Here is a 20684-nt window from a genome sequence, read left to right as displayed (position 1 = left end):
CTCCCTGCGATCTCGGAAGCGTGGTTTCATACTATTGGCTCTGCCGCGTCCGTCCTGTCAGACAATGACTGAAAAGGCTGTCGGACAGGTGCCCGTGCGAGTTCTGCCGTAGAGCGCCCACCGTTGGGGAGGTTCGCGCCGAACGCCTTGTATAACAAAGGGTTGTGAGTGTTCCAGGCAAAAAAAACGGCCCGGGGACAATTCCGGGCCGTTGCAGGCAATGTAGGACAAAATCGGATGTATGCCGTCAGCGCGGCCTATGGCAGTGCTATTGCAGCATGAAAGTATCGTATTCCAGCGATTCAAGCTTGCGATCCAGCACATAGACGGCCACCATCACCACGATCAACAGCGCCACGGCAAAACCGTAGCCATACCACGCGGGACCAAGCTGCAGCGTTGCCCAGGTCAGGAAGCCGTTGAGCACCACGAATGCCAGGGAAAGACCGAACACCGCGCGCCGCTGGTCAAGATAGAAGAAGATGTTGAGGACGCCCAGCAGCAACACCTGCAGGCTGGCCCCGATCACGTCCACATACAGCAGCGGCAGATACAGCTCGGAAATATCGAGCAGCCGCAGCAATGCCCCGCCGGCCGCGAACAGCACCAGCGCAGCAATGGCCTGGATCTTGAGGATTTCATACAGGCCGGTCCGTACGGTGCTCACCATCTGGTTGCGCAGCAGTTCGATCCGCTCCAGCGAGTTGCCTTCCCGCACCGCAGTGAAAAAGCCGTCGTAGGCTTCGGCAAAGTCGGTTTCGATCCGCACCAGAAACACGGCCATGCCCGGAATCACTGCCAGGTAGGCCAGGAAAACGGGAATATCGTAGATTACCGAGGCATACAGCGGACCGATTACCTGCTGGCCCGTCGCCGGGTTGTACCAGAACATCAGCTTGTCGATCCACACCCCGAGGTTGTAGAAGAGACCGACCGCCATCAGGCTGAAATAAAAGCTCTTCCGGTTGAACATCTCGAAGGAGATGAACACGCGACTGGTGTAGGAACGGTAGATCATGGTGGTTGTCGCCGCCAGCAGGACGAGTTGCCCGACCACGAAACCGAACAGCAATCCTTCCAGCCCGTACCTGCGCAGCCACAAGGCCAGCAGCACGGTCAGCGCATAGCCGCCAAAGAAGATCCAGACCACCGCGAGATATTGCTTCATGCCCGACATGAAGATGATCGCGATCCACACATTGCTCATCACCACGAAGCCGGCGACCATCAGCAGGCGGTAGAGCAACGATTGCTCGGCCATGAAGAAGCCGGCGACGACCAGTGCGAACAAGCCCGAGACAGCCGTCGCGATGAGCGACGCGCCGTGGTAATTGGGCAGGATCAGCTCTTCCTGTCGCTCGAAGATGCGGTCCGCTGCAAAGCGCGTGAATACCAGCTGCAACGGACCGGTGATGATCAGGCTACCCATGATGAGCGCTGTCACCGAGACCTGGAATTGTGTAATGAGGGTCGTGGGAATCACGAACGGCAGGCTCAGCACACCGATCATGAGGATGCCGAGAATCGACAGCACCCACGGACCTGCACTGATGATACCGGCGTAGGTGTACGCCTTCATCACCCCGAGCAGGGTGTCCTTCTGCAGCATCTTGCGCAATTCAAAACCGATGCCAGCCATCAGCGTTTCCCTCCGCCCATCGGACACACGGCGGGTGGCGTCTCGCCATCCGCATCGGCCAGATCCGGCATGGCCAGCAAACGGCTATAGCTTTCGCGATAGCTCTGCACCATGCGGTCATGCGTGTAGTAGCGCTCGACGCGGCGGATTCCCGCCTGCTGCGCAGCCTGCCAGTATTGCGGATCGCGCAGGAGTTTGAGCGCCTCCTCTGCCAAAGCGGCCGGATCGGCAATACGCACAACCCCGCCGGCTCGGCCGATATCGGCGTCGTCGCCATCCAGGCCATACACCAGCTGGCGGCATGCGCCAACATCGGTGGTCACCACCGGCACGCCGGCCGCGAACGCCTCCAGCACTACCAGCGGCAATGCCTCGCTGATCGAGCTCAGGACCAGCACGCCGACCTTCGGCAGAAGATTCTGGATCTGCTGGTAACCCAGGAACTGCAGGCTCTCGCCCATGCCCAGGCTCTTGGCAAGGTTCCGGCATTCCTGCGCGTAGTCAGGATCCTCGTTCTCGGGGCCGGCGATCCAGCACTGCGCATCCGGGAACTCGCGCGTCACCGTCAGCATGGCACGGATGAAGGTCTTGATATCCTTGATTGGCACCACTCGGCCAATCAGACATACGACACGTGGCACACCTGGGGCGCGCTGCTCGCGCAACTGCGCCAGGCGCGCCAGGTCGATGCCGTTGGGAATGCAACGCGTGCGCTCGGCCAGCGCGCCGTCAAGTACCTGGCGCTGGCGGTTGCCTTCGTACAGGGCGATGACTTCCTCGCTGGCGTCATAGCAGACACGCCCAAGCGTCTCGAAAAAGCGCACCCACAACTCGCGGAAGTAGCTGGTATTCGAGATATCCCGCTCGAAGATATTACGGTTATCGCGGATCCACTGGCTCTGGAACAGGTCGATCTTGCGTTCCTTCGTGTAGATACCATGCTCCGACGTGAGCAGTGGACGGCGATTGCGGTGGCGCAGCAAGGCGCCGAGAAAGCCCGCGTACCCCGTCGACACCGTGTGGTACATGCGCGCCGGGATCAGGTTGTCGGCAATCTTCACCAGTTGCCATAGCGGCTTGTGCATGATCCGCACCGACCAGAAATAATCGGTGAACGACGGGTCGGTGCAATGCTCGCGATACTGCTCGGTGATGTAATCCCACGCCTTGCGACTGAAGAGGAATTCTTCCTCGTTCAGTGCGCCGGTTTCCTTGAGCAGCGGAATGCTCTCGCGGATCAGGCGGCCCGATTCGCCGCGCGCGGCGGGATTGCGCAGCGACTCGTGAAGCCGCGCGGAATGCGCGAATGCGGCTTCGTCGCCGGCGCTGCGATGCACGGCCGGCGGCGCGGGAAAATCATAGAGATAGTGCTGCTCCATGTGCACGACATTGGATGGCAGCTCATAAAGCATTTCCTTGTAATCTTCCGCCCGGCTACCGATAAAGACGACGGCAAAGCGGTACTCGGGAAACGCCCGGATCATGTCGGCAACCCAGCTCGAGACCCCACCGCTGACGTATGGGAACGTGCCTTCGAGCAACAGGGCGATATCGGCCGACTCGGCGCGTGGCAAGGTTGGGCTCATGAATTCCAGTATCGCAGGAGAGGTTTCAGCAAAGGCAGCGGCGAATGGCTGGAGAACGAACCCATGATGCTGGCTGCGCGGGAAAAGTCACGCTGCAAGAACGCGGATTCGGCCATTGCCGGCACCAGGCGTTCGCGGGCGAAACCCTGCTTCTCGGCACGTTCGAGATAGCGGTCTGCATCTGCAAACTGATGGCGCGTGACCGCCAGGCGGCCCCGCATGTACCAGAGCGCCGCGTTGTTTGGCTCGATATCCAATGCCATGCTGGCATAGCGCTCGACCTGCTCGGCGGTGTAGTCATAGACATCGCCCTGCACCAGGCCCTGGTAGATCAGTTCCCAGTAAAGATCCGCCAGCCGCTTGGCAACAGCATAGCGTTCGCTGTCGGTATGGGCGGCTTCCAGGCGCGGAAGCTCCTGCAGGATCTTGCGCGTCAGGTCCTTCTCGGCTCGGTCCAGCATGCCATAAGCCAGGAGGCGGACGTCGTCGACCGGATCACCCAGCAGGTTACGCAGCACCGGCGTCGCCATGCGCGCCGGGACAGACTGCATCGCCACCAACGCCGTCATGCGCTTGGAAATCGGGGCTTGGGCATTACCGAGCTGGGCACGCAGATGCCCACCGGAGCCGTGTCGCACACGCGTCAGCAGATGGGTGACGAACTGCGGCAGCGTGATCTGGGCAATGCCATCGCGACTCCGGAGCGACGGCAGCACGCGTGCAGCCAGCAGGCTGCCGGCGCAAACCAGCCAGCCAAAGCCCGGGATCAGGAAACAGAGCAGTGCCAGGTAGCCATAGCTCCAGGCAAATGGCTGGCGATAGGCTTTCGGCAGCATGCACCAGGCCGCCGCGGCAAGCAGGAGCGCCGCCACGATCTGCAGGGCGAGGAATGCGGTGATGTCCGCAGCCCCCGAGCCGGTTCTGAAGAGCATGGCGAACGCGGCACCCTGCGCTACCGTTCCGCCGAGCAGCCATTTAAGCATCGAGATGGCACCTCGCAAGCAAACGCCGCAACGCGTCCCCTGGTTGATCGGCGGTGACGGTCAGCTTCTCGAAGGAAATATGGGCGGCTTCGAAGTTGACCCCGAACTGCGCCTCGAGGCTGTCCTCGATCCGCACCAGATAGGCCGCCAGGGCACTCTCGCCGGCGAATGGCATCAGCGTCAGGAAGGCACGGCGCGTCGTGCCCTGGGCTGCCCATGTGACATCCAGAGCGCGCGAGCTGCGGCGCACCTGCTCGTACAGCGCATTGCGCGACTCATCCATGTCGAACACCAGCGCCACCACGGTCGATTCGATGCCGGTATCGCGCTGCATGCGCGCCAGCCGGCTGTAGTCGAGCGCAAAATCGTACGGGCACTCTGGCAGCGTCTCGAGGATGGCACGCGTTGCATCCGCATGACGCACGCCGTCGGCATAGTAGCCAAGCAGCACCATCAGGAACTGCAGGTTTTCGTGGCTGACGGACAGGAACGGCATCTGTTCGATAGCCACCATGCCGATCAATTCCTGCTCACCGCTGAGCACGGGCGCCACCGCGAGATAGCGCGTGCCCGTCATGTCGCGCAGCTCCGGCACGCGGACATGGGCCAGCGTACGCGTGGCGAGGCAATACTCCACCAGGGGATCGCGGGGGTCGAGCGTTACCTTGCCGCCCAGCGAGACCAAGGCTTCGGTCGCGGGCTGCTGGTCCTTGACCTCGAACAACGCGGCCACTTCGAGCTGGCAGGCTTGCGCCGCCAGCTTGAGGAAGGCTTCGGCGCCGGGTAGCGTGGACTGGCTGTGGTCGTTCAGCGCCACGCGACGCAGTTGCGTCAGCGTATCGCGCAGCGTCGTCGGCCGCGCCAGCAAGTCGTTTTCCAGGCGGTCGTGGGACAGGCGCAGCAGGAAATGATTCTTGGTGAGCGCCGCGAGACGGTCGCCAAGATAGCCGTTAATCTCGTTCGCCCGTGCCAGCCGGGCGCTCCAGATATCGCCAAACTGCCCCGCCACCATCACGAACAGCAGTCCGCCGAGGAAAAAACGGGTCGGGAACGGCTGCGGTGCTGCGCCCATGCCATAGAACACATACCACCCGCCCAGCAGCACGGCGGCGCCAAGCGCGCCCATGAGCGAGCCATAGCGCAGCGCGATCACGAGCGGCAACAGCCATGCCCACGGGAACCCCGTATTGAACAGCAGCGGATTATCCGGCACCAGCACCGAGCCGATGGCCAGGGCCACCACCATGATCAGGACGGTTTCGCCAACCGCCCGCCAGCCGGTCGCAGCCGGAGCGATCCAGCGCCCTGCCGCACTGCCCAGGACGACAGACTTGGCGCGCTGGTTACTATCATCGATTGTGGTGGAATCCGTCATGTCGACTTCCTTGTGGATCCGATGGGTTCTGCGGGTTTCATCCGTGCACTCAACCGCGGGTCAGCGGCGACAGCATCTGCTGCAGCAGCGACTGGGCAACGCCAGACACCGATGAACGGCTCCAACCGGTGCGATTGCCAGTCGCGGTCCAGACGACATTGCCCGTCTGCACGTCCAGCAGTTGCAGTGTCACGCCCACGGCCGGTTCACCGTCGACACCGACCTTGTAGCGCCATTCCTGCACCGAACCCGTCAACGCATAGCGTGCGCGTTCGGTACGTGCCCATTCCAGCGCACGCGTCACGGCCTGGCGCTCGGCCGGCTCAAACAGTGTTTCCTGGCTGACGGTTGCCGGATAGCGCTTGGTATTGCTGATGCCGCCAGCCTTGAGCAGGCTCTCGGCGATGGCCTCGGCGCGCAGCCCGGCCTGCGGCGTCTCGGTGTAGTTCACGATCGGCAGCACGGCGATCGTATCCGTCGCTGCAATCGTCGGCGCGCCGGTGCTCGACACGCTTGCGCATGCCGCCAGTGCCAACCCCATCGCTACTATCGCCATGCGACGCAGCAACCCGCTCATTGTCGTTTTCATCTGATGCTCCTTCAGTCAAGTTGCCGGCTTAATACAGCCATCGATAGCGAATGCCAAATTCATTCAAAGGTGCGCCGCCGCCACGCGTCACGCCTTCGCGTGCGTAATAGACGGAGGCGTGATCGTTGCCGAGTACGCTGCCGCCCACGCCGAGCTGGACGCGTGTACCCCACCCTTCGCGGCTGTCACGCAGCAGGCCGGCTTCCAGGAAGGGACGCAGGCCGCGCGAGTATTCATCCAGGTGTTCGGTGCCAAAACTGAACAGCAGGCCGGCCTGCGTGAAGCTGCGCGGCATGAAGTCAGACGCCACGGCATTGGGATCCGGCGTCAGGCTGCGCAGCACGCGGCCGGCATCCTGCTTGCTGCTGTAGTTACCGCGCGTGACGACTGCGCGCACCGTGTAATCGGGGTACTCGATGCGGAAGCGATGCCCTGCCTCGAGTTCGAAGATCGTGCCGTGGCCGATGGACGTCCGGTCCTGGCCGAAGAAGCGGTTGCCTTCGACCCGCGCCGCCAGGTAATCGCGCGTCGAGACGCGCCAGTTGGCGCCGATGCCAGCCACGTCCTTCACGCCGCCGACCCGCAGGTAGGCGTTCTCGGTGGCCGCCTGGTTGACGCCCACGAAACCAGTGAAGCTGACGGGAATCTCCGGATTCCACGCAATATCGAAACGACCCGTGGTCACATCCTCGACACCCATGCGGCGACCCGCAGCGAGCTGCCAGTTCACGGCATTGATGCGATAACCAAGCACGGCCTCGAGATTGTGGTCAGCCGACGGCACGTTGACGAGGTTCTGCCCATCCGTGCTGCGCTGCTGGCGATAGCCGTAGCGTGCGCCGAGCGTGAAGCGGTCCGACAGGCGCACGCCCGCCCCCACTACCGTCTCGGTAAAGGCCAGCGGACGCTGGCGCGAGAAAGTCGTACCGATGGACAAGGCCTGGGCATTGACCAGCATGCTTTCGCGCAGGCGTTGATGCATCTCCTCGCTGTCCGGCGCGGTATCGAGCCCATTGAAGGCCAGGCGCTGCGCTTCACCGAGGCGATCAACATAGCGATTGGCATCGATACGGGTCGTCAGCGGCAGGCGGTCCGGCAGTTCGTCGAGGATCTTCTCCACGGCCGGGCGGTCGCGGTCCCCCAGCGCAATCGCCAGGTCGGCATACGCCGGGCGATCAAGGGTTTCGGCATAGTGGCGCGCCAGCCAGGCACGTCCCAGTTCGTTCTGCTCGCGCGACATGGCCCACGACAGGGCGACCTCGCGTGCGGTCTGCGAGTAACGCTCGGTCTGCGCGCCTTCCTGGGCACTGGCCGACTTGTCGCCCGCAGCGCGGTCAGCGCGCAGGAACTCAATCAGGATGCGCCGCGACAGGTCACCGGACTCGAACACCTGGGCCAGCGTCACGCTCTGCGCGCGCAGCTGTTCGCGGATATCGGCATCCTCGGCTTCCGAGGCACCACCCAGGCTCTGGCTGGCAACCTTGTTTGAGCGTGGATCGAGCACGCCCTGCGGAATGCCGGCAGCGCGCATGTCGAGCCACACCTTGCGGCGCACGGCCCATGCAACATCCACGTATCCAACCATCTCGGCGGCATCGGCATAGGCCAGCATCCACAACGGGTCCTGGCTGCGTTGCGCGGCATTCTTGCGCAGGTAGTGGAAGGCACGGCGACCATCGTTCAGACGCAGGTAGGCAGCACCGTAGGGGCCCCACAGATCAGGGTCGTCCTCGGCATCGGCGGCCCAGTTCTTCATCGCTGCCTTCAGGTCTTCGGTCTTGCCCTGGTCGACGAGCATCCACAGCAGGGCAGCCCGTGCATCCGTGCCGGCGGCATCCAGCGCGTTGGCCGCGGTCAGGTCAGCCAGTGCCGCGCTGCGCTGGCCGGTGGCACGCAAGTATTCCGCCCGTTGCACGAGCACCAGGGGCGATTTTTCGGCGGCGGCTCGCTGCTCTGGCGTCATGGAAGCGAACAGTGCCTCGATGCGGCCGTAGGCGCGTGCCTGGTTGTAGTACATCAGCGCCTGCTGGAGCATGAACATGTCACCGCTCATGCGGTAGCTCTGCTCCGCGACCCGACCTGCATCCAGCGGCCGGTCGGCATAGAGGTTGGCCATCTCACCGAGTTCCTTGGCATTGGCCTTGCCCGTTTCGGCCAGCTTGCCGTAGGCCTCGCGCGCGAGCGCTTCGCGGCGTGTCAGGGTGGCCATGCGGGCAAGCTGGCGCCAGTATTCTTCGTCCGTGGCCGTTGCCCGGTTACGCACCTGCACCAGCACGTCGGTGGCACCCTTGAGATCGCCACGGATATAGAGCATCCGCGACAAGCGGGTGGCGGCGACAGTGCCGCTACCGGGCTCCTTCGCCAGATCGCGATAGGTCTGGATGGCAATATCGTCCTTGCCGGCACGCTCTGCCAGCTCGCCGTAGCGCTCGAGCACTTCGCGGCGGCGCGGACCGGTGGCAGATTCCTTGAGAAAGGCCAGTGCAGCCTCGGGTTCGCCAAGACGTTCATAGGCGCTGGAAATCTGATCCACCAGTTCGAGATTACCCCGTTCCGTGCGCACACGATGCCGCAGGGCAGCCAGGTAGGCGCGGTCGTCGTTCAGCCCCGGCGCCAGACGTAGCACCGCCTGCCAGGCCTTGGTGCCACCGCCGTGCTCGGCCAGCCACAACCATTGTTCCAGCGCCTGCCCCGGCGAACCGCTCCACTCCGCCGTCTGCGCAAGCCGTTCGCGCCAGACGAGGGAGTTTGGCTGGTAACGCACGGCTGCCTCGGCGATGCGGCGGGCATCAACCGGCTTGCCGTTGCCGATGAAGACGTTATAGGCGAGCTCGTAGTCTTCCTGGTTGAAGCTCTTGCCGGGGGCCAGCACATCGCCCGCTCCAGCCTGGACATGGCGCACGCCGTGCTGCCCCATGGCTTCACGCATGGCCAGTCCGCGCGGGCCATCGAGGAAGACGAAACCGCGCTGCTCAAGCGGGGTCTGGCCGCGTGAGGAAATCTGCGGTTGGGCGCCGATCGACAGCAGGCGGCGCGCATAGCGCTCGGCCAGATCCGGTCGATTGGCTGACATGGCAAGGCGCGTGAGGAAGCGTAGCGTTTCCGCATCATTGCGCAGATCGCCCAGGCGGGCTTCGGCCTGCCGCATGGCTTCGTCCAGCATGTTGCCGGATTGCAGCACGCGCAGTCCATCGATGAAATAGCGACGACGCAGCGGCAGCGTATCGGCAGCGGCCTGCTGCGCGAACATGGCTTGCGCGGCGGACCGGTAGTCGCCAGTACCGAGGGCCATCTCGCCCACGGTTTTCTGCCACATCTCGGCGCGCGCCGTGTCGGTCTGGACCAGCTGCTTGTAGAAACCCAGGGCCAGGTCGCCGAGGCCAAGCGCCCGGGCGCGTGTCGCCAGGCCTTCCAGCTCGCCCACGCTCCAGTCCTTGTTGGCGGTCTCGCGCATCAGGCTGCGCACTGTATTGAGCGCCGCTGCGCGTTGGGGTGCGTCGGGTTCGATGGCGTAGGCACGCTGCTCGGCAATGCCGATCTGCGCCAGCAAGGCGCCACGACGCACCACCGGCTGCGGCATGGCACGCATGTGGCGGATCAGCGCTTCGGCATCGTCGAGACGGCCGATACTGACATACTGCTGGGCCAGGATCGCCAGGAACTCGGGATCGTCCGGAACGATCTGCAGCCATGCCTCGAGATAGGCAATACTCAGGCCATTGACGCCGCCTTCTTGCTTGAGCAGGCGCTGCTGGAGCGTTTCACGCGGAAACGCCAACGCCAGACCTACACCGATCAGCGCTCCGAAGATGCCGATCATCCACGGCGGCAGCAGCCGCGTCCGCTTATTCCGCGCAGTCAACATGTACTCGCCTGAAAGTCTGGGAAGATTGCTCGGAAGCCGCGACTTCGACACGTGTGCCACGCTGTGCCACGCCGTCGACGGTTACGCGGCATTGCGAACCGCCCGCGACCCGGAAGAAGGGCTTGTAATCACCACGAAAATCGAAACGCATGCTGTTGCCCGTGCGCACGAGGTTGCGCGTCACGCCACTGGCTTCCGCGATATACGGTTGCGCTGGCGTATTGCTGCCCACGCGGAAACGCGCGGTGCCGCCGTCGAGGTGGACATAGGTACCCTGCCCGCCGTTGGCCGTCGAGAAACCAACGACGCCTTGCGAGCCCGCGAGCTGAGGCGTAGCCTGGCCCGGTACACGCACGGTACGCAGATCACCGGCCCCACGTACGATCCATGTGTCACCATCACGCGCCACGGCAAACGTCTGGAAATCGAGCGCCTTGCGAATGTAGTCGGAAGCGTAGATCGGCATCACCGGCTGCGACATCGCATAGTCGTACACCTTGCGCAGCGCACGCATCGAAGCTGCCTTGGTGCCCGAATAGGTGTGGTAGTAGATGTTGAGCGGCTTGAAGCGGATCGGCTTGTCCGTCATCTCGAAGGTTTCGATCACGCGCTCGAAACCATAGTACGGGCCGCTCCACTCGTTGGTGTAGATGTTCTCGTTCTGGTGCGGCGCGAACACCTGGAAGGCGCCCTCGCCCTTGTTCAGGCCGATCGGAGCGATGGCGGTCCAGCTCGGATTGCTGCGCGAGATCAGCGTATCGCCACCATTCATATTGAGCATGCCGGCAGCATAGGCCTTGCGCACAGCCTCGGCAGGCGGCTGGCAATCGCCGCTCCATAGCAGCACCTTGACCTTCTTGCCCGGCGGAATCAGGTTCTGGTTGATGTAATCGCGCGTGCCGGTGATTTCGCGATCGAGATCCATGGAATAGCCAGGAATCTCGAGATGGAAACTGTCATAGCCAGCCGTGCTCCTGTCCTTCTCTTTCTCCAGCGTCCGCGCCCAGTCATACGGGTGCGAGAAGGTGTGGCTCGCTACCTCCACGTACGGCAACGCATAGATCTTGCGGGCGAGCGGCTCGAGTACCGGCGCCAGCTGCGGATACATGCCGGTCGCCGCGATCTCGCCCTCGATGACCGACCAGGTGGTCGGCACGCGGTAACGTTCGAGAATGTCCTTGAGGAGCGCGTCGGCACCATACTGCGCACCCGGGAATTCTGCACGGGAGGCAAAACCATCGCCATCGATGTGCGACAGCATCAGGCGGCGGCCGTTCTCGGTGGTGACATCGGGCACCGGCATGGGCTGCAGCGCCAGCGCCTGACGCAGGAAGTCGAGCGGCTGCACGACCCAGCGGTTCTGGTTGACGTCGTCCATGGTCATCACCACGAACGGTGCGAGCACGTATCCACCCCAGCGGGTGATCGCGGCAGCGTCCACCTCATACTGGCCGGCGCGCAGGCGCAGCAAAGAACGAGCATCGTCGCGCACGCGCACGCTCACGGCTTCGCGCCGGTCCGGCATGGGCTGCGTCTCAAAACCGATCATCGGGTCGCGCGATACGATCTCGAGCTCGCGCGTTGCCCGGCCACGTACGGCATCGAGGCCCAGGGCCTGCCCCATCGCGCCATCCACCGACATGCCGAAGCGTCCCATGAACGCGACACGGATGCCGTTATCCATCTGCTGGCGGATCCACTGCGCATAGCGTGCCTGGTTCGGTACGATGCTGTTGTTGAGCCAGACCACGATACCGGCGTAGCGGTCGTTCAGCACGCCTTCGGGCAACTGCTGCGATACATGCGCGTATTCAACGCTGTAACCCAGGTAGTTGAGCGGCATTGCGCCGATGCGATTGGCGGATGAATCATCGAGCGAGATATCGGACGGTGTGTCGATCACCATCAGGATCCGCCGCGGCATGACCTCGATCTGGCCAATGCCCACCTGGGACAAAGCCGGATCCGCAACGTACGGGATGATGCCAAGCGCCTTGATCTGGGCTGCCGTATTGCGCGCGCAGGCCCGGTCGGCCGGCGGGCAGTAGTCGATGGAGATCACAGGCAGGCGATAGGATTCGCGGATGGTGCGCGCCTGGCCGAGCAGCCAGTCACGATCGCTCGCCGAAACCTCGGTGAAACGGTTGCCACCCTGGTCCCAGCCGCGGAACAGCGACTCGAAGGCCACGGCCTGCACCAGCGTGTGGACCTGCGGCAGGATCTCGAAGCCGCGGTTCAGTACCAGCCTGGCCTCCGGATACTTGGCCTTGATGGCGCGAATGACCGCGACCATCCCGGCCTCCTGCTTGCGGCGGTCATCATCCGACTTGGCGACGAGCTGGTAGGAATCGAGCGTATCCAGGAAGAAGCCACGGAAGCCGCGTTGCCACAGCGGCGTGATGACCTGGTCCACATAGAAGGCTGGCCACTCGGGCGCAGCCTGATCGACCACGTGCGAGTTCCAGGCGGTGTTGCCGCCGATCAGCCAGGACTGGGGGATGGACTTGAAGTAGCTGCGCGACGGCAGGACTTCACCGAGGCTGACGTAGCTCAGCCACTGCGTGCTGGCCAAGGCGTGCTGGGTAGGATCGAAACCGCTGTCCGGCTCCACCACCACCATGTCGAAAGCCTGGAGCTCTGCCACAGGAGGCTTGGCGCCATAGTAAAAGGCGATGCTAGGCTGCTGCGCCGTCGTGGGCGCCCCTGGCGCTGCTGGCGCCTGTGCTTGCGATCTTGCAACATACCCCACGCCGAACACCGATGCGGTCAACGCAACGATGCACGCACACAGTCGGCATCGAGCCCACAGGCCCCCCCGTATCCGTGGCATACCCTCTCCCTGGCAGCTTATTCTTCGTTTTTTGCAAACGGAGCACAGTGTTTCAGGTCTGCTGGCTGGCGTCCTCCAAATCCAGCAGAAACTACCGTGTTCCGCCCTCTCCTCCAATGCGCATGGGCATCGCGGAGCGGTTTGATTTTTGACTTATGGAAACAGCGCGCTTTCTGATAATCGGTTGTCTATCACCTATATAGGTGAAAATATGTGAACGGCAGCCGCATGAACCCGCAACCACCATCCGAAATCAGAAAATTCTTGGTTCCCGGGCAGTATGCCTTGTAAGACATTGCAAAATCAAGTCACTACAGTGGGAAATGCTTGCCAGGCAGGCCTGCCGCCGATCAGGCCGCGTCGATATTGCGCCCAGAATATCAGAATAAGGAATACGCGCAGCGCGATTGCAGTGCACCTTGCCGGGTAATGATGAGTCCGCTGAATATGGTTTGATTTCAGGGCATTATTGGCGTTTTCTTCCGCGATTCATCATATATGTATCGATGCGTCACCCCACCGGTCGAAACCTGACTTCATCAAGCCGCCTGAACAGCGTGACATGCCAACAACAACGCCCCGATCTCCGGCACACACGAACCGCAGTTTCCACCGGCTTTGATACAGGCTGTCACCTCGGCGGCGGTCGACAGCCCATGCTGCCGGATCGCGCGACAGATCGTTTCGCGTCCGACGCCAAAGCAGGCGCAGACAATCTGACCGGTATCTGTCCCCGCCTCGAGCGGCTCGCCAGCGAGCAGGCTGGCACGTTCCGGCGTGGCCAGGGCATCGTTCTCCATCAAAACTGACAGCCATGTGCGTGCCGGCAGGTCAGGCCGCGGCGACAGAAACACACAAGCTTCGAGACGGCCGGCCACCACGCAGGCGGCACGGTAGACGCCGGCCGTGGCGTCCTCATACTCAAGCCATTCCGCTCCTGCAGCCTTGACATCCAGCAGCGCGCGCGCCCAGGCGCCCGCGTCGGCAATGGCCTCGCGGCCAGCCAGTTCGTAGCGGACAAACTGCCGGCCCTGGATACGCGTCCAGTAGGTCGCCGGCGTGGCCAACTCCTGCGTTCGCGTCAGCACGAAGGCATGCCAGGAGACTGGAAACGGCTCGACCTGCACGGGTGTGTGCTTGAATTCCGGCTCGCCCGACACCGCATCCACCGCCGCATTGACGACCGCGCCCACGCGCGCGTCGGAGGCAAACTGCGCATTCCAGTGAATCGGCACGAACACGCTGCCACGCGGCATGCCGCCGCCATGCCGTACGCGCGCCACCATCGCCCCCCAGCGCGAGCGCACGCGTGCCAGCTCGCCTTCGCGCACGCCGCATAGCAAGGCGTCATGAGGATGCATATCGACTGCCGCTTCGCTGGTATGGCCGGCAAGCCTGGGCACCTTGCCGGTACGCGTCATGGTATGCCAGTGGTCGCGCACACGGCCGGTATTGAGCACCAGCGGATAGTCGTTATCGATACCATGCGCAGGCCAGCAGCCCCGCACCGGGACGAAACGCGCCCGGCCATCGGCATGGCTGAAGCGGCCATCGGCATAGAGGCGCGCCGTGCCAGTCGGCCCTGTCCCCGTGGCCGGGCACGGTACAGGCCACTGGATCGAGGCAAGGGCATCGTAGGCAGCGCGGGACAGGCCCGTGAGGCCTGCCAGATTGAACTGGCGAGGTGCCACGCCGCCGGTCCCGTTGCCGACCGTACTCAGACGCGCATGCTCATCAAAGATGGCGTGCGGCCCTGGATAGTCAAAGCCGCGATAACCCATGCGCCGCGCCACATCGCAGAGCAGGTCCCAGTCCGCACGGGCTGCGCCCGGCGGGGGCAGGAACGGCCGCTGACGCGAGATGCGGCGCTCCGAATTGGTCACGGTGCCATCCTTCTCGCCCCAGGCCAGCGCGGGCAGCAGCACGTGCGCGAGATCCGCGGTATCGGTCCGCGCCATCACATCCGACACCACCACCAGCTCGCAGCGCGCCAGCGCCGCGCGCACGCGGTCGGCCTCGGGCATGCTGACGACGGGATTGGTGCCCATAATCCAGATCGCCTTCACGCGCCCGGCCTCGATGGCCTCGAACAGCGGCACGGCCTTGAGTCCCGGCTGCACCGCCATGCATGGCGCGCCCCAGAAATCCTGCACCAGAGCGCGGTGCGCGGCGTTGTCGAGTTCCAGATGCGCCGCCAGCATATTGGCGAGCCCGCCCACTTCCCGCCCGCCCATGGCATTCGGCTGGCCGGTGATCGAGAACGGCCCGGCACCCGGCTTGCCGATCCGGCCCGTCAGCAGGTGGCAATTGATGATGCTGTTCACTTTGTCCGTCCCCGAGGACGACTGGTTGACGCCCTGGGAGAACACGGTGACGACACGGCCGGTGGCCGCAAACATCTCATAGAAACGCCGCACGGTCTGCACAGCGAGCTTGCAGGTACGGGCCACGCTCTCGATATCGCCGCCATCCGCCGCCGCGGCGACCAGTGCCTCCGCCACGCCATGCGTGTGCGCTCCCACGAATGCCCGGTCTGTCAGACCTCGGTCGGCAAGATACGACAGCAGGCCGTTGAACAGCCACACGTCGCTGCCCGGCTTGAGCGCCACATGCAGGTCCGCGAGCTCGCAGGTCGCGGTATGGCGTGGATCGACCACCACCACGCGCACCGCCGGACGCTGCTCTTTGAGGCGAGCGATACGCTGGAACAGGACGGGATGGCACCACGCGGCATTCGACCCCACCAGAACGATCAGGTCGGCCGCTTCCAGGTCGTCGTAGCACACCGGCACCACGTCCTCGCCGAAGGCGCGCTTGTGTCCCGCCACTGCGGAGGACATGCACAGCCGTGAATTGGTATCGATATTGGCGCTGCCGATAAAGCCCTTCATCAGCTTGTTGGCCACGTAGTAGTCCTCGGTCAGCAGCTGGCCCGACACATAGAACGCCACCGCATCCGGTCCATGCTCCGCGATGACGGCGCGAAAGCCGTCGGCAACGGCATCGAGAGCCGTATCCCAGCTGACCGTGCGCGGCGTTTCCATGACATCGTTACGGGTCCGCATGGCTGGCGCGAGCAAACGCTCCTCCAGCCCGAGGGTTTCACCCAGCGCCGCCCCCTTGACGCACAGGCGGCCCGCATTGGCCGGGTGCAACGCATCGCCGCGAATCTCGGGCATCGCTGCCTGCGCATTCTGCTGCTTGTTTTCCGGCGCATGCTCCGGCGCACCTCGCCGCGCATCTCCCAGCGCCGTGACACACACCGCTTCCACGCCGCAACCGACACCGCAGTATGGGCATGTCGTGCGAACGGTGACGTGCGGCACGTCTACAGAACTAGTCGCGGAAACAAGCGGGATCACGGCGGCGTTCGACATGGTGGGACTCAGGCAGCTTGGGCTTCACAGAACAGACGGCCGAACAGCAGGCGATGGCGCCAGGCGGCAACCTCCACGCCATCGCGGATCAGGTCGGCGTACCACGCGCCATCGGCCACGTCGCCGTACAGCACCGCGCCGACCAGGCGCTGCTGCCGCAGCACGAGGCGCTTGTAGATGCCGCGACCCGGATCACGCATCACCAGATCCTCGCTGTCGGGTCCGCCGATGAAATCGCCGACCGAATACAGGTCGATGCCGGTCACCTTCAGCTTGGTGGCCGTGGCCCGCTGCACATAGCGGCGATGCCCCGCTCCGGCAAGATGCGTGGCGCATACCCGCGCCTGCTCCCAGAGCGGCGTGACCAGCCCGAACGTGGCCGCGCGATGCTGCACACATTCGCCGACGGCGTAGATACGCGGATCGTACGTCTGCAGCGTGTCGTCCACCACGATGCCGCGTTCGCAATGCAGGTGCGCCGCTTGTGCGAGGGCGATATTGGGACGCACTCCCGCCGCCATCACGACCAGATCGGCCGGGATCTGCTGGCCATTGGAGAACTGCACGGCATGGACATGGCCCTCTCCGAGCAAAGCAGTGGTGTTCATGCCCAGCATGAAGTGCAAGCCGCGCGCTTCCAGGGCTTGCTTGAGCAATGCGGCGGCTGGCGCGTCGAGCTGTCGGTCGAGCAGGTTGTCGCCGAGATGCACGACGGTCGCCTCCATCCCTTGGCGCAACAGGCCGTTGGCCGCTTCGAGCCCAAGCAGGCCGCCGCCGATGACCACCGCACGGCGCCGCGGGCTGCGCGCCACGCACAGCATGGCTTCGACATCAGCGATATCGCGAAACGACACGACGCCGGGAAGATCACTGCCAGGCACGGGCAGCATGAACGGTGACGAACCGGTCGCCATCAGCAAGCGGTCATAGCGCACTTCAAGCCCGGAGCGGGCGCGCACGATGCGCCGCCCGCGGTCGATCGCCACGACGGGATCGCCAGCGTGCAGTGCAATGCCGTGCTCGTCATACCACGCACGTGGATGAATCATGATGTCGGCCAGCGTCTTCTCGCCTGCCAGCACCGGCGACAGCAGGATACGGTTGTAGTTGCCATGCGGCTCCGCGCCGAAGACAGTGATGTCGTACAGCTCCGGGGCGAAGGCAAGCAGTTCCTCGACCGTACGCATGCCGGCCATGCCATTGCCAATCACCACCAATGAAGGTCTACGGATTGAAGGAATCATGCGCAGATCCACACCTTGCCCTCGGCGGTGCGCACCGGAAAGACGCGTACGGCATGCTCCGGCATCTCGAGGCATTGCCCGGTTTCCAGGTCGAAGTGATGCTTATAGAGCGGCGACGCCACCACCGTGCGCTCGCCAAGGTTGCCGACCAGCCCACGTGACAATACCGCGACACAGGCATGTGGATCATAGTTGTCGATCGCGAACAGCTGGCCACCGCGTCCGGCCACATGGAAGATGGCGACCTGCAGGCCATTGACCAGCGCGCAAACGCCGGTATCCGGAACGATCTCGTCGATGGCACAGACGGCGGTCCAGTGAAGATGCGATGTCATGGTGTACTCCGCTTATGCGTTGCGTTTGGGTGTTTCATCTCTGCCCCGAGCCTCATGCCGCCTTGACGACGCCGAGGCCGGATGCCTGCGTGCGTTCGTCCACGGTGGCCGGGCGGATCTGCCCGCGCGATTCGACGCACATCACATGTTCGTCAACCGCCTCGCTGTTGACGAAATGGCGGAAGCGGCGGCGCACGGCCGGCTCGCTCACGGCGCGCTGCCATTCGCAGGCATAGTTCGCGATTACATGCTGCATCTCCGCCTCGAGTTCGGCGCCGATTCCCAGGGTGTCGTCGATAATCACCGCCTTCAGGTAATCGAGCCCGCCTACAAGGCTCTCGCGCCATGTGCTGGTGCGCTGCAGGCGGTCAGCGGTCCGCACGTAGAACATCAGGAAGCGGTCGATATAGCGCAGCAGCGTGGTCTTATCAAGATCGCTGGCGAACAGTTCGGCATGGCGCGGTTTCATTCCACCATTGCCGCATACGTACAGGTTCCAGCCGCGTTCGGTGGCGATGATGCCGATATCCTTGCTTTGCGCCTCGGCGCACTCGCGCGTGCAGCCGGACACGCCGAACTTGAGCTTGTGCGGCGCGCGTAGCCCCTTGTAGCGGTGCTCCAGCTCAACCGCGAGACCAGCGCTGTCGCCCACGCCGTAGCGGCACCAGGTGGAGCCCACGCACGATTTCACCGTGCGCAGCGACTTTCCATAGGCGTGGCCGGTCTCGAACCCAGCGGCGATCAACTCCTCCCAGATCAACGGCAGCTGATCGACGCGCGCGCCAAAAAGATCTACCCGCTGACCACCTGTGATCTTGGTGTAGAGGCCATACTTGCGCGCGACCTGCCCCACCGCGATCAGGCCTTCGGGGGTGACTTCGCCGCCCGGCATGCGCGGCACCACCGAGTACGTGCCGTCCTTCTGGATATTGCCGAGGAAATAGTCGTTGGTGTCCTGCACGCTGGCATGCTCTGGCCGCAGAACGAAGTCATTCCAGCATGAGGCGAGAATGCTGGCGACGGCTGGCTTGCAGATGTCGCAGCCGAGGCCATGGCCATGTCGCTGCAGGAGTTCCGCGAAGGTGCGGATCCCCTCCACGCGTACGAGGTGGTACAGCGCCTGCCGCGAATGAGCAAAGTGCTCGCACAGGTGGTTGTTCACCGCCATGCCCTGCTTCTGCATTTCGGCTTTCATGATCTGCGTGGCCAGCGGCACACAGCCGCCGCAGGTCGTGCCCGCCCGTGTGCAATCCTTGAGTGCACCGATAGTCGTCGCGCCTGCCGCCACAGCAGCACACAGATCCCCGCGGGAAACGTTGTTGCAGGAGCAGATCTGCGCGCTGTCGGGCAGCGCGTCCACGCCCAGCGCCTGACGGACGGCCCTGTCAGTCTGCGGCAGGATAAGGATCTCGGGCGTCTCTGGCAGTTCGATGCGGTTGAGCATCATCTGCAGCAAGGTGCCATACTCCGCCGTCTCACCCACCATGACGCCACCCAACAGATACTTGCCACAGCCCGAGACCACGATCTTCTTGTACACCTGCCGCCGCTCGTCGGTGTACTGGTAGGCCCGGCTACCTTCGGTGTGGCCGTGCGCATCGCCCAGGCTCGCCACATCCACACCCAGCAGCTTGAGCTTGGTGCTCATGTCGGCGCCCCCAAAGCTTGCTGGTTTGCCCTGCAAGGCAGCGGCGACCGTGCGTGCCATTTCATAGCCAGGCGCCACGAGTCCGTAGACGCGGCCACCGGCGAGCGCGCATTCACCAATGGCGAAGATGTCCGGATCACTGGTCCGGCAGGATGCATCGACCACAATGCCACCACGCATCCCCACTTCCAGTCCGCAAGCGCGCGCGAGTTCGTCACGCGGCCGGATGCCAGCCGAGAAGACGATCATGTCAGTGTCGAGATGGGTGCCATCGCTGAATATCATGCGATGCCTGCCATGTTCACCGTCAACGATCTGCTGCGTGTTCTTGCCGGTATGCACGGCGACGCCAAGTTCCTCGATACGACCGCGTAGCACGCGCCCGCCAGCGGCATCAACCTGCACCGCCATGAGCGACGGGGCGAATTCGACCACATGTGTTTCCAGCCTGAGGTCGCGCAGGGCTTTGGCGCATTCGAGTCCCAGCAGGCCGCCGCCAAGTACCGCACCAACGCGAGCCCGCACAGCACAGGCCTGCATCGCTTCGAGGTCTTCGATGGTGCGATAGACGAAGCAGTCGGCTCGGTCGTTGCCGGGAATCGGCGGCACGAACGGCGCCGAGCCAGTGGCAATCACCAGCTTGTCGTAGGCCAGTACCTCGCCGGTGGATACCGTCACGGTCCGGGCCTGGCGATCGATGTACGCCGCGCGCGCATTCAGGCGCAGCAGTAGGTTGGCACGCGCGAAGAAGCCTTCCGGCACCAGCGACAGGTCCGCCGCTGACTTGCCCGCGAAAAATTCGGACAGATGCACACGGTCATAAGCGGGCCGGAGTTCTTCACCCAGTACGGTGATGTCGTAGTCCTGGGCGCCAGCCTCCACCAGCAGCTCCAGAAGCTTGTGGCCAACCATGCCGTGGCCGATGACGATGAGTTTCATGGAAGGCTCCTTGATTGGGGCGATATGCATGGGACGAGCTGCGTAATGCCCAGTGCATGAGACCGAATGCACGAGGCCACGACAGCGAATGGGTGTTGGGCGGGAGATTCATGTGGCGGCACCTGTCACAGACTCACCCGCGCGCCCCGGCACGCCACGCAGCGCGTTGCGGTCAATGAAGGTCAGCAGATCGATTCGGGTGGCTTTGCCATTCACGGTGGGTGGCCCACAAAAACAAAAAGCGTCCGCCAGACCGGTCACAGACCTTGCTGGG

General features: G+C 63.8%; 10 protein-coding genes and 1 pseudogene. All 11 read right to left on the bottom strand.

Features of this window, described 5'->3' with window-relative positions; genetic code table 11:
• Positions 1-268 precede the first annotated feature (268 nt).
• Positions 269-1639, bottom strand: coding sequence for an exopolysaccharide Pel transporter PelG (pelG, locus tag ACQ3C8_RS05660; protein WP_428852773.1), 1371 nt, complete (start codon positions 1637-1639; stop codon positions 269-271).
• Entirely contained in the window at positions 1639-3225 is a 1587-nt protein-coding gene (gene pelF / locus ACQ3C8_RS05655; RefSeq protein ID WP_428852772.1) for a GT4 family glycosyltransferase PelF, read from the bottom strand. The genes pelG and pelF overlap by 1 nt, the downstream gene beginning before the upstream one ends.
• Positions 3222-4208, bottom strand: a complete 987-nt coding sequence (locus ACQ3C8_RS05650; protein ID WP_009522357.1) for a tetratricopeptide repeat protein — start codon at positions 4206-4208, stop codon at positions 3222-3224. The genes pelF and ACQ3C8_RS05650 overlap by 4 nt, the downstream gene beginning before the upstream one ends.
• Positions 4201-5624 (bottom strand): annotated as a pseudogene (locus tag ACQ3C8_RS05645) (PelD GGDEF domain-containing protein). The gene ACQ3C8_RS05650 and the pseudogene ACQ3C8_RS05645 overlap by 8 nt, the downstream one beginning before the upstream one ends.
• Before the next feature lie 8 nt (positions 5625-5632).
• Complete coding sequence (locus ACQ3C8_RS05640) at positions 5633-6172, bottom strand: penicillin-binding protein activator LpoB (protein WP_428852771.1); 540 nt, start codon at positions 6170-6172, stop codon at positions 5633-5635.
• 28 nt (positions 6173-6200) lie between these two features.
• Complete coding sequence (locus tag ACQ3C8_RS05635; RefSeq protein WP_428852770.1) at positions 6201-10037, bottom strand: tetratricopeptide repeat protein; 3837 nt, start codon at positions 10035-10037, stop codon at positions 6201-6203.
• A complete protein-coding gene (locus ACQ3C8_RS05630) occupies positions 10018-12867 on the bottom strand; it encodes a bifunctional glycoside hydrolase 114/ polysaccharide deacetylase family protein (protein ID WP_428852769.1) in 2850 nt (949 codons plus the stop codon). The genes ACQ3C8_RS05635 and ACQ3C8_RS05630 overlap by 20 nt, the downstream gene beginning before the upstream one ends.
• Before the next feature lie 539 nt (positions 12868-13406).
• The gene (locus tag ACQ3C8_RS05625; RefSeq protein WP_428852768.1) at positions 13407-16244 is read right to left on the bottom strand and encodes a molybdopterin-dependent oxidoreductase; all 2838 of its coding nucleotides are present in this window, start codon (positions 16242-16244) and stop codon (positions 13407-13409) included.
• Positions 16245-16252: 8 nt separating this feature from the next.
• The gene (locus ACQ3C8_RS05620; protein ID WP_428852767.1) at positions 16253-17488 is read right to left on the bottom strand and encodes an NAD(P)/FAD-dependent oxidoreductase; all 1236 of its coding nucleotides are present in this window, start codon (positions 17486-17488) and stop codon (positions 16253-16255) included.
• Positions 17485-17823, bottom strand: coding sequence for a nitrite reductase small subunit NirD (gene nirD / locus ACQ3C8_RS05615; protein WP_428852766.1), 339 nt, complete (start codon positions 17821-17823; stop codon positions 17485-17487). The genes ACQ3C8_RS05620 and nirD overlap by 4 nt, the downstream gene beginning before the upstream one ends.
• Before the next feature lie 52 nt (positions 17824-17875).
• Positions 17876-20410 (bottom strand): nitrite reductase large subunit NirB, encoded by a 2535-nt coding sequence (nirB, locus tag ACQ3C8_RS05610; protein WP_428852765.1) that lies wholly within the window; start codon positions 20408-20410, stop codon positions 17876-17878.
• Positions 20411-20684: the final 274 nt, after the last annotated feature.

The sequence above is a fragment of the Imbroritus primus genome, from assembly GCF_964332355.1.
In the GTDB taxonomy this organism is placed as follows: Bacteria; Pseudomonadota; Gammaproteobacteria; order Burkholderiales; family Burkholderiaceae; genus Imbroritus; species Imbroritus primus.
The sequence above is the reverse complement of the archived record's forward strand: the minus strand, read 5'-3'. Positions and strand labels throughout refer to the sequence as shown.

What these genes read in the sequence shown, in the direction of transcription:
- pelG (WP_428852773.1), bottom strand. Translation starts at nt 1,639, where the DNA reads ATGGCTGGCATCGGTTTTGAATTGCGCAAGATGCTGCAGAAGGACACC.
- pelF (WP_428852772.1), bottom strand. Translation starts at nt 3,225, where the DNA reads ATGAGCCCAACCTTGCCACGCGCCGAGTCGGCCGATATCGCCCTGTTG.
- ACQ3C8_RS05650 (WP_009522357.1), bottom strand. Translation starts at nt 4,208, where the DNA reads ATGCTTAAATGGCTGCTCGGCGGAACGGTAGCGCAGGGTGCCGCGTTC.
- ACQ3C8_RS05640 (WP_428852771.1), bottom strand. Translation starts at nt 6,172, where the DNA reads ATGAAAACGACAATGAGCGGGTTGCTGCGTCGCATGGCGATAGTAGCG.
- ACQ3C8_RS05635 (WP_428852770.1), bottom strand. Translation starts at nt 10,037, where the DNA reads ATGTTGACTGCGCGGAATAAGCGGACGCGGCTGCTGCCGCCGTGGATG.
- ACQ3C8_RS05630 (WP_428852769.1), bottom strand. Translation starts at nt 12,867, where the DNA reads ATGCCACGGATACGGGGGGGCCTGTGGGCTCGATGCCGACTGTGTGCG.
- ACQ3C8_RS05625 (WP_428852768.1), bottom strand. Translation starts at nt 16,244, where the DNA reads ATGTCGAACGCCGCCGTGATCCCGCTTGTTTCCGCGACTAGTTCTGTA.
- ACQ3C8_RS05620 (WP_428852767.1), bottom strand. Translation starts at nt 17,488, where the DNA reads ATGATTCCTTCAATCCGTAGACCTTCATTGGTGGTGATTGGCAATGGC.
- nirD (WP_428852766.1), bottom strand. Translation starts at nt 17,823, where the DNA reads ATGACATCGCATCTTCACTGGACCGCCGTCTGTGCCATCGACGAGATC.
- nirB (WP_428852765.1), bottom strand. Translation starts at nt 20,410, where the DNA reads ATGAAACTCATCGTCATCGGCCACGGCATGGTTGGCCACAAGCTTCTG.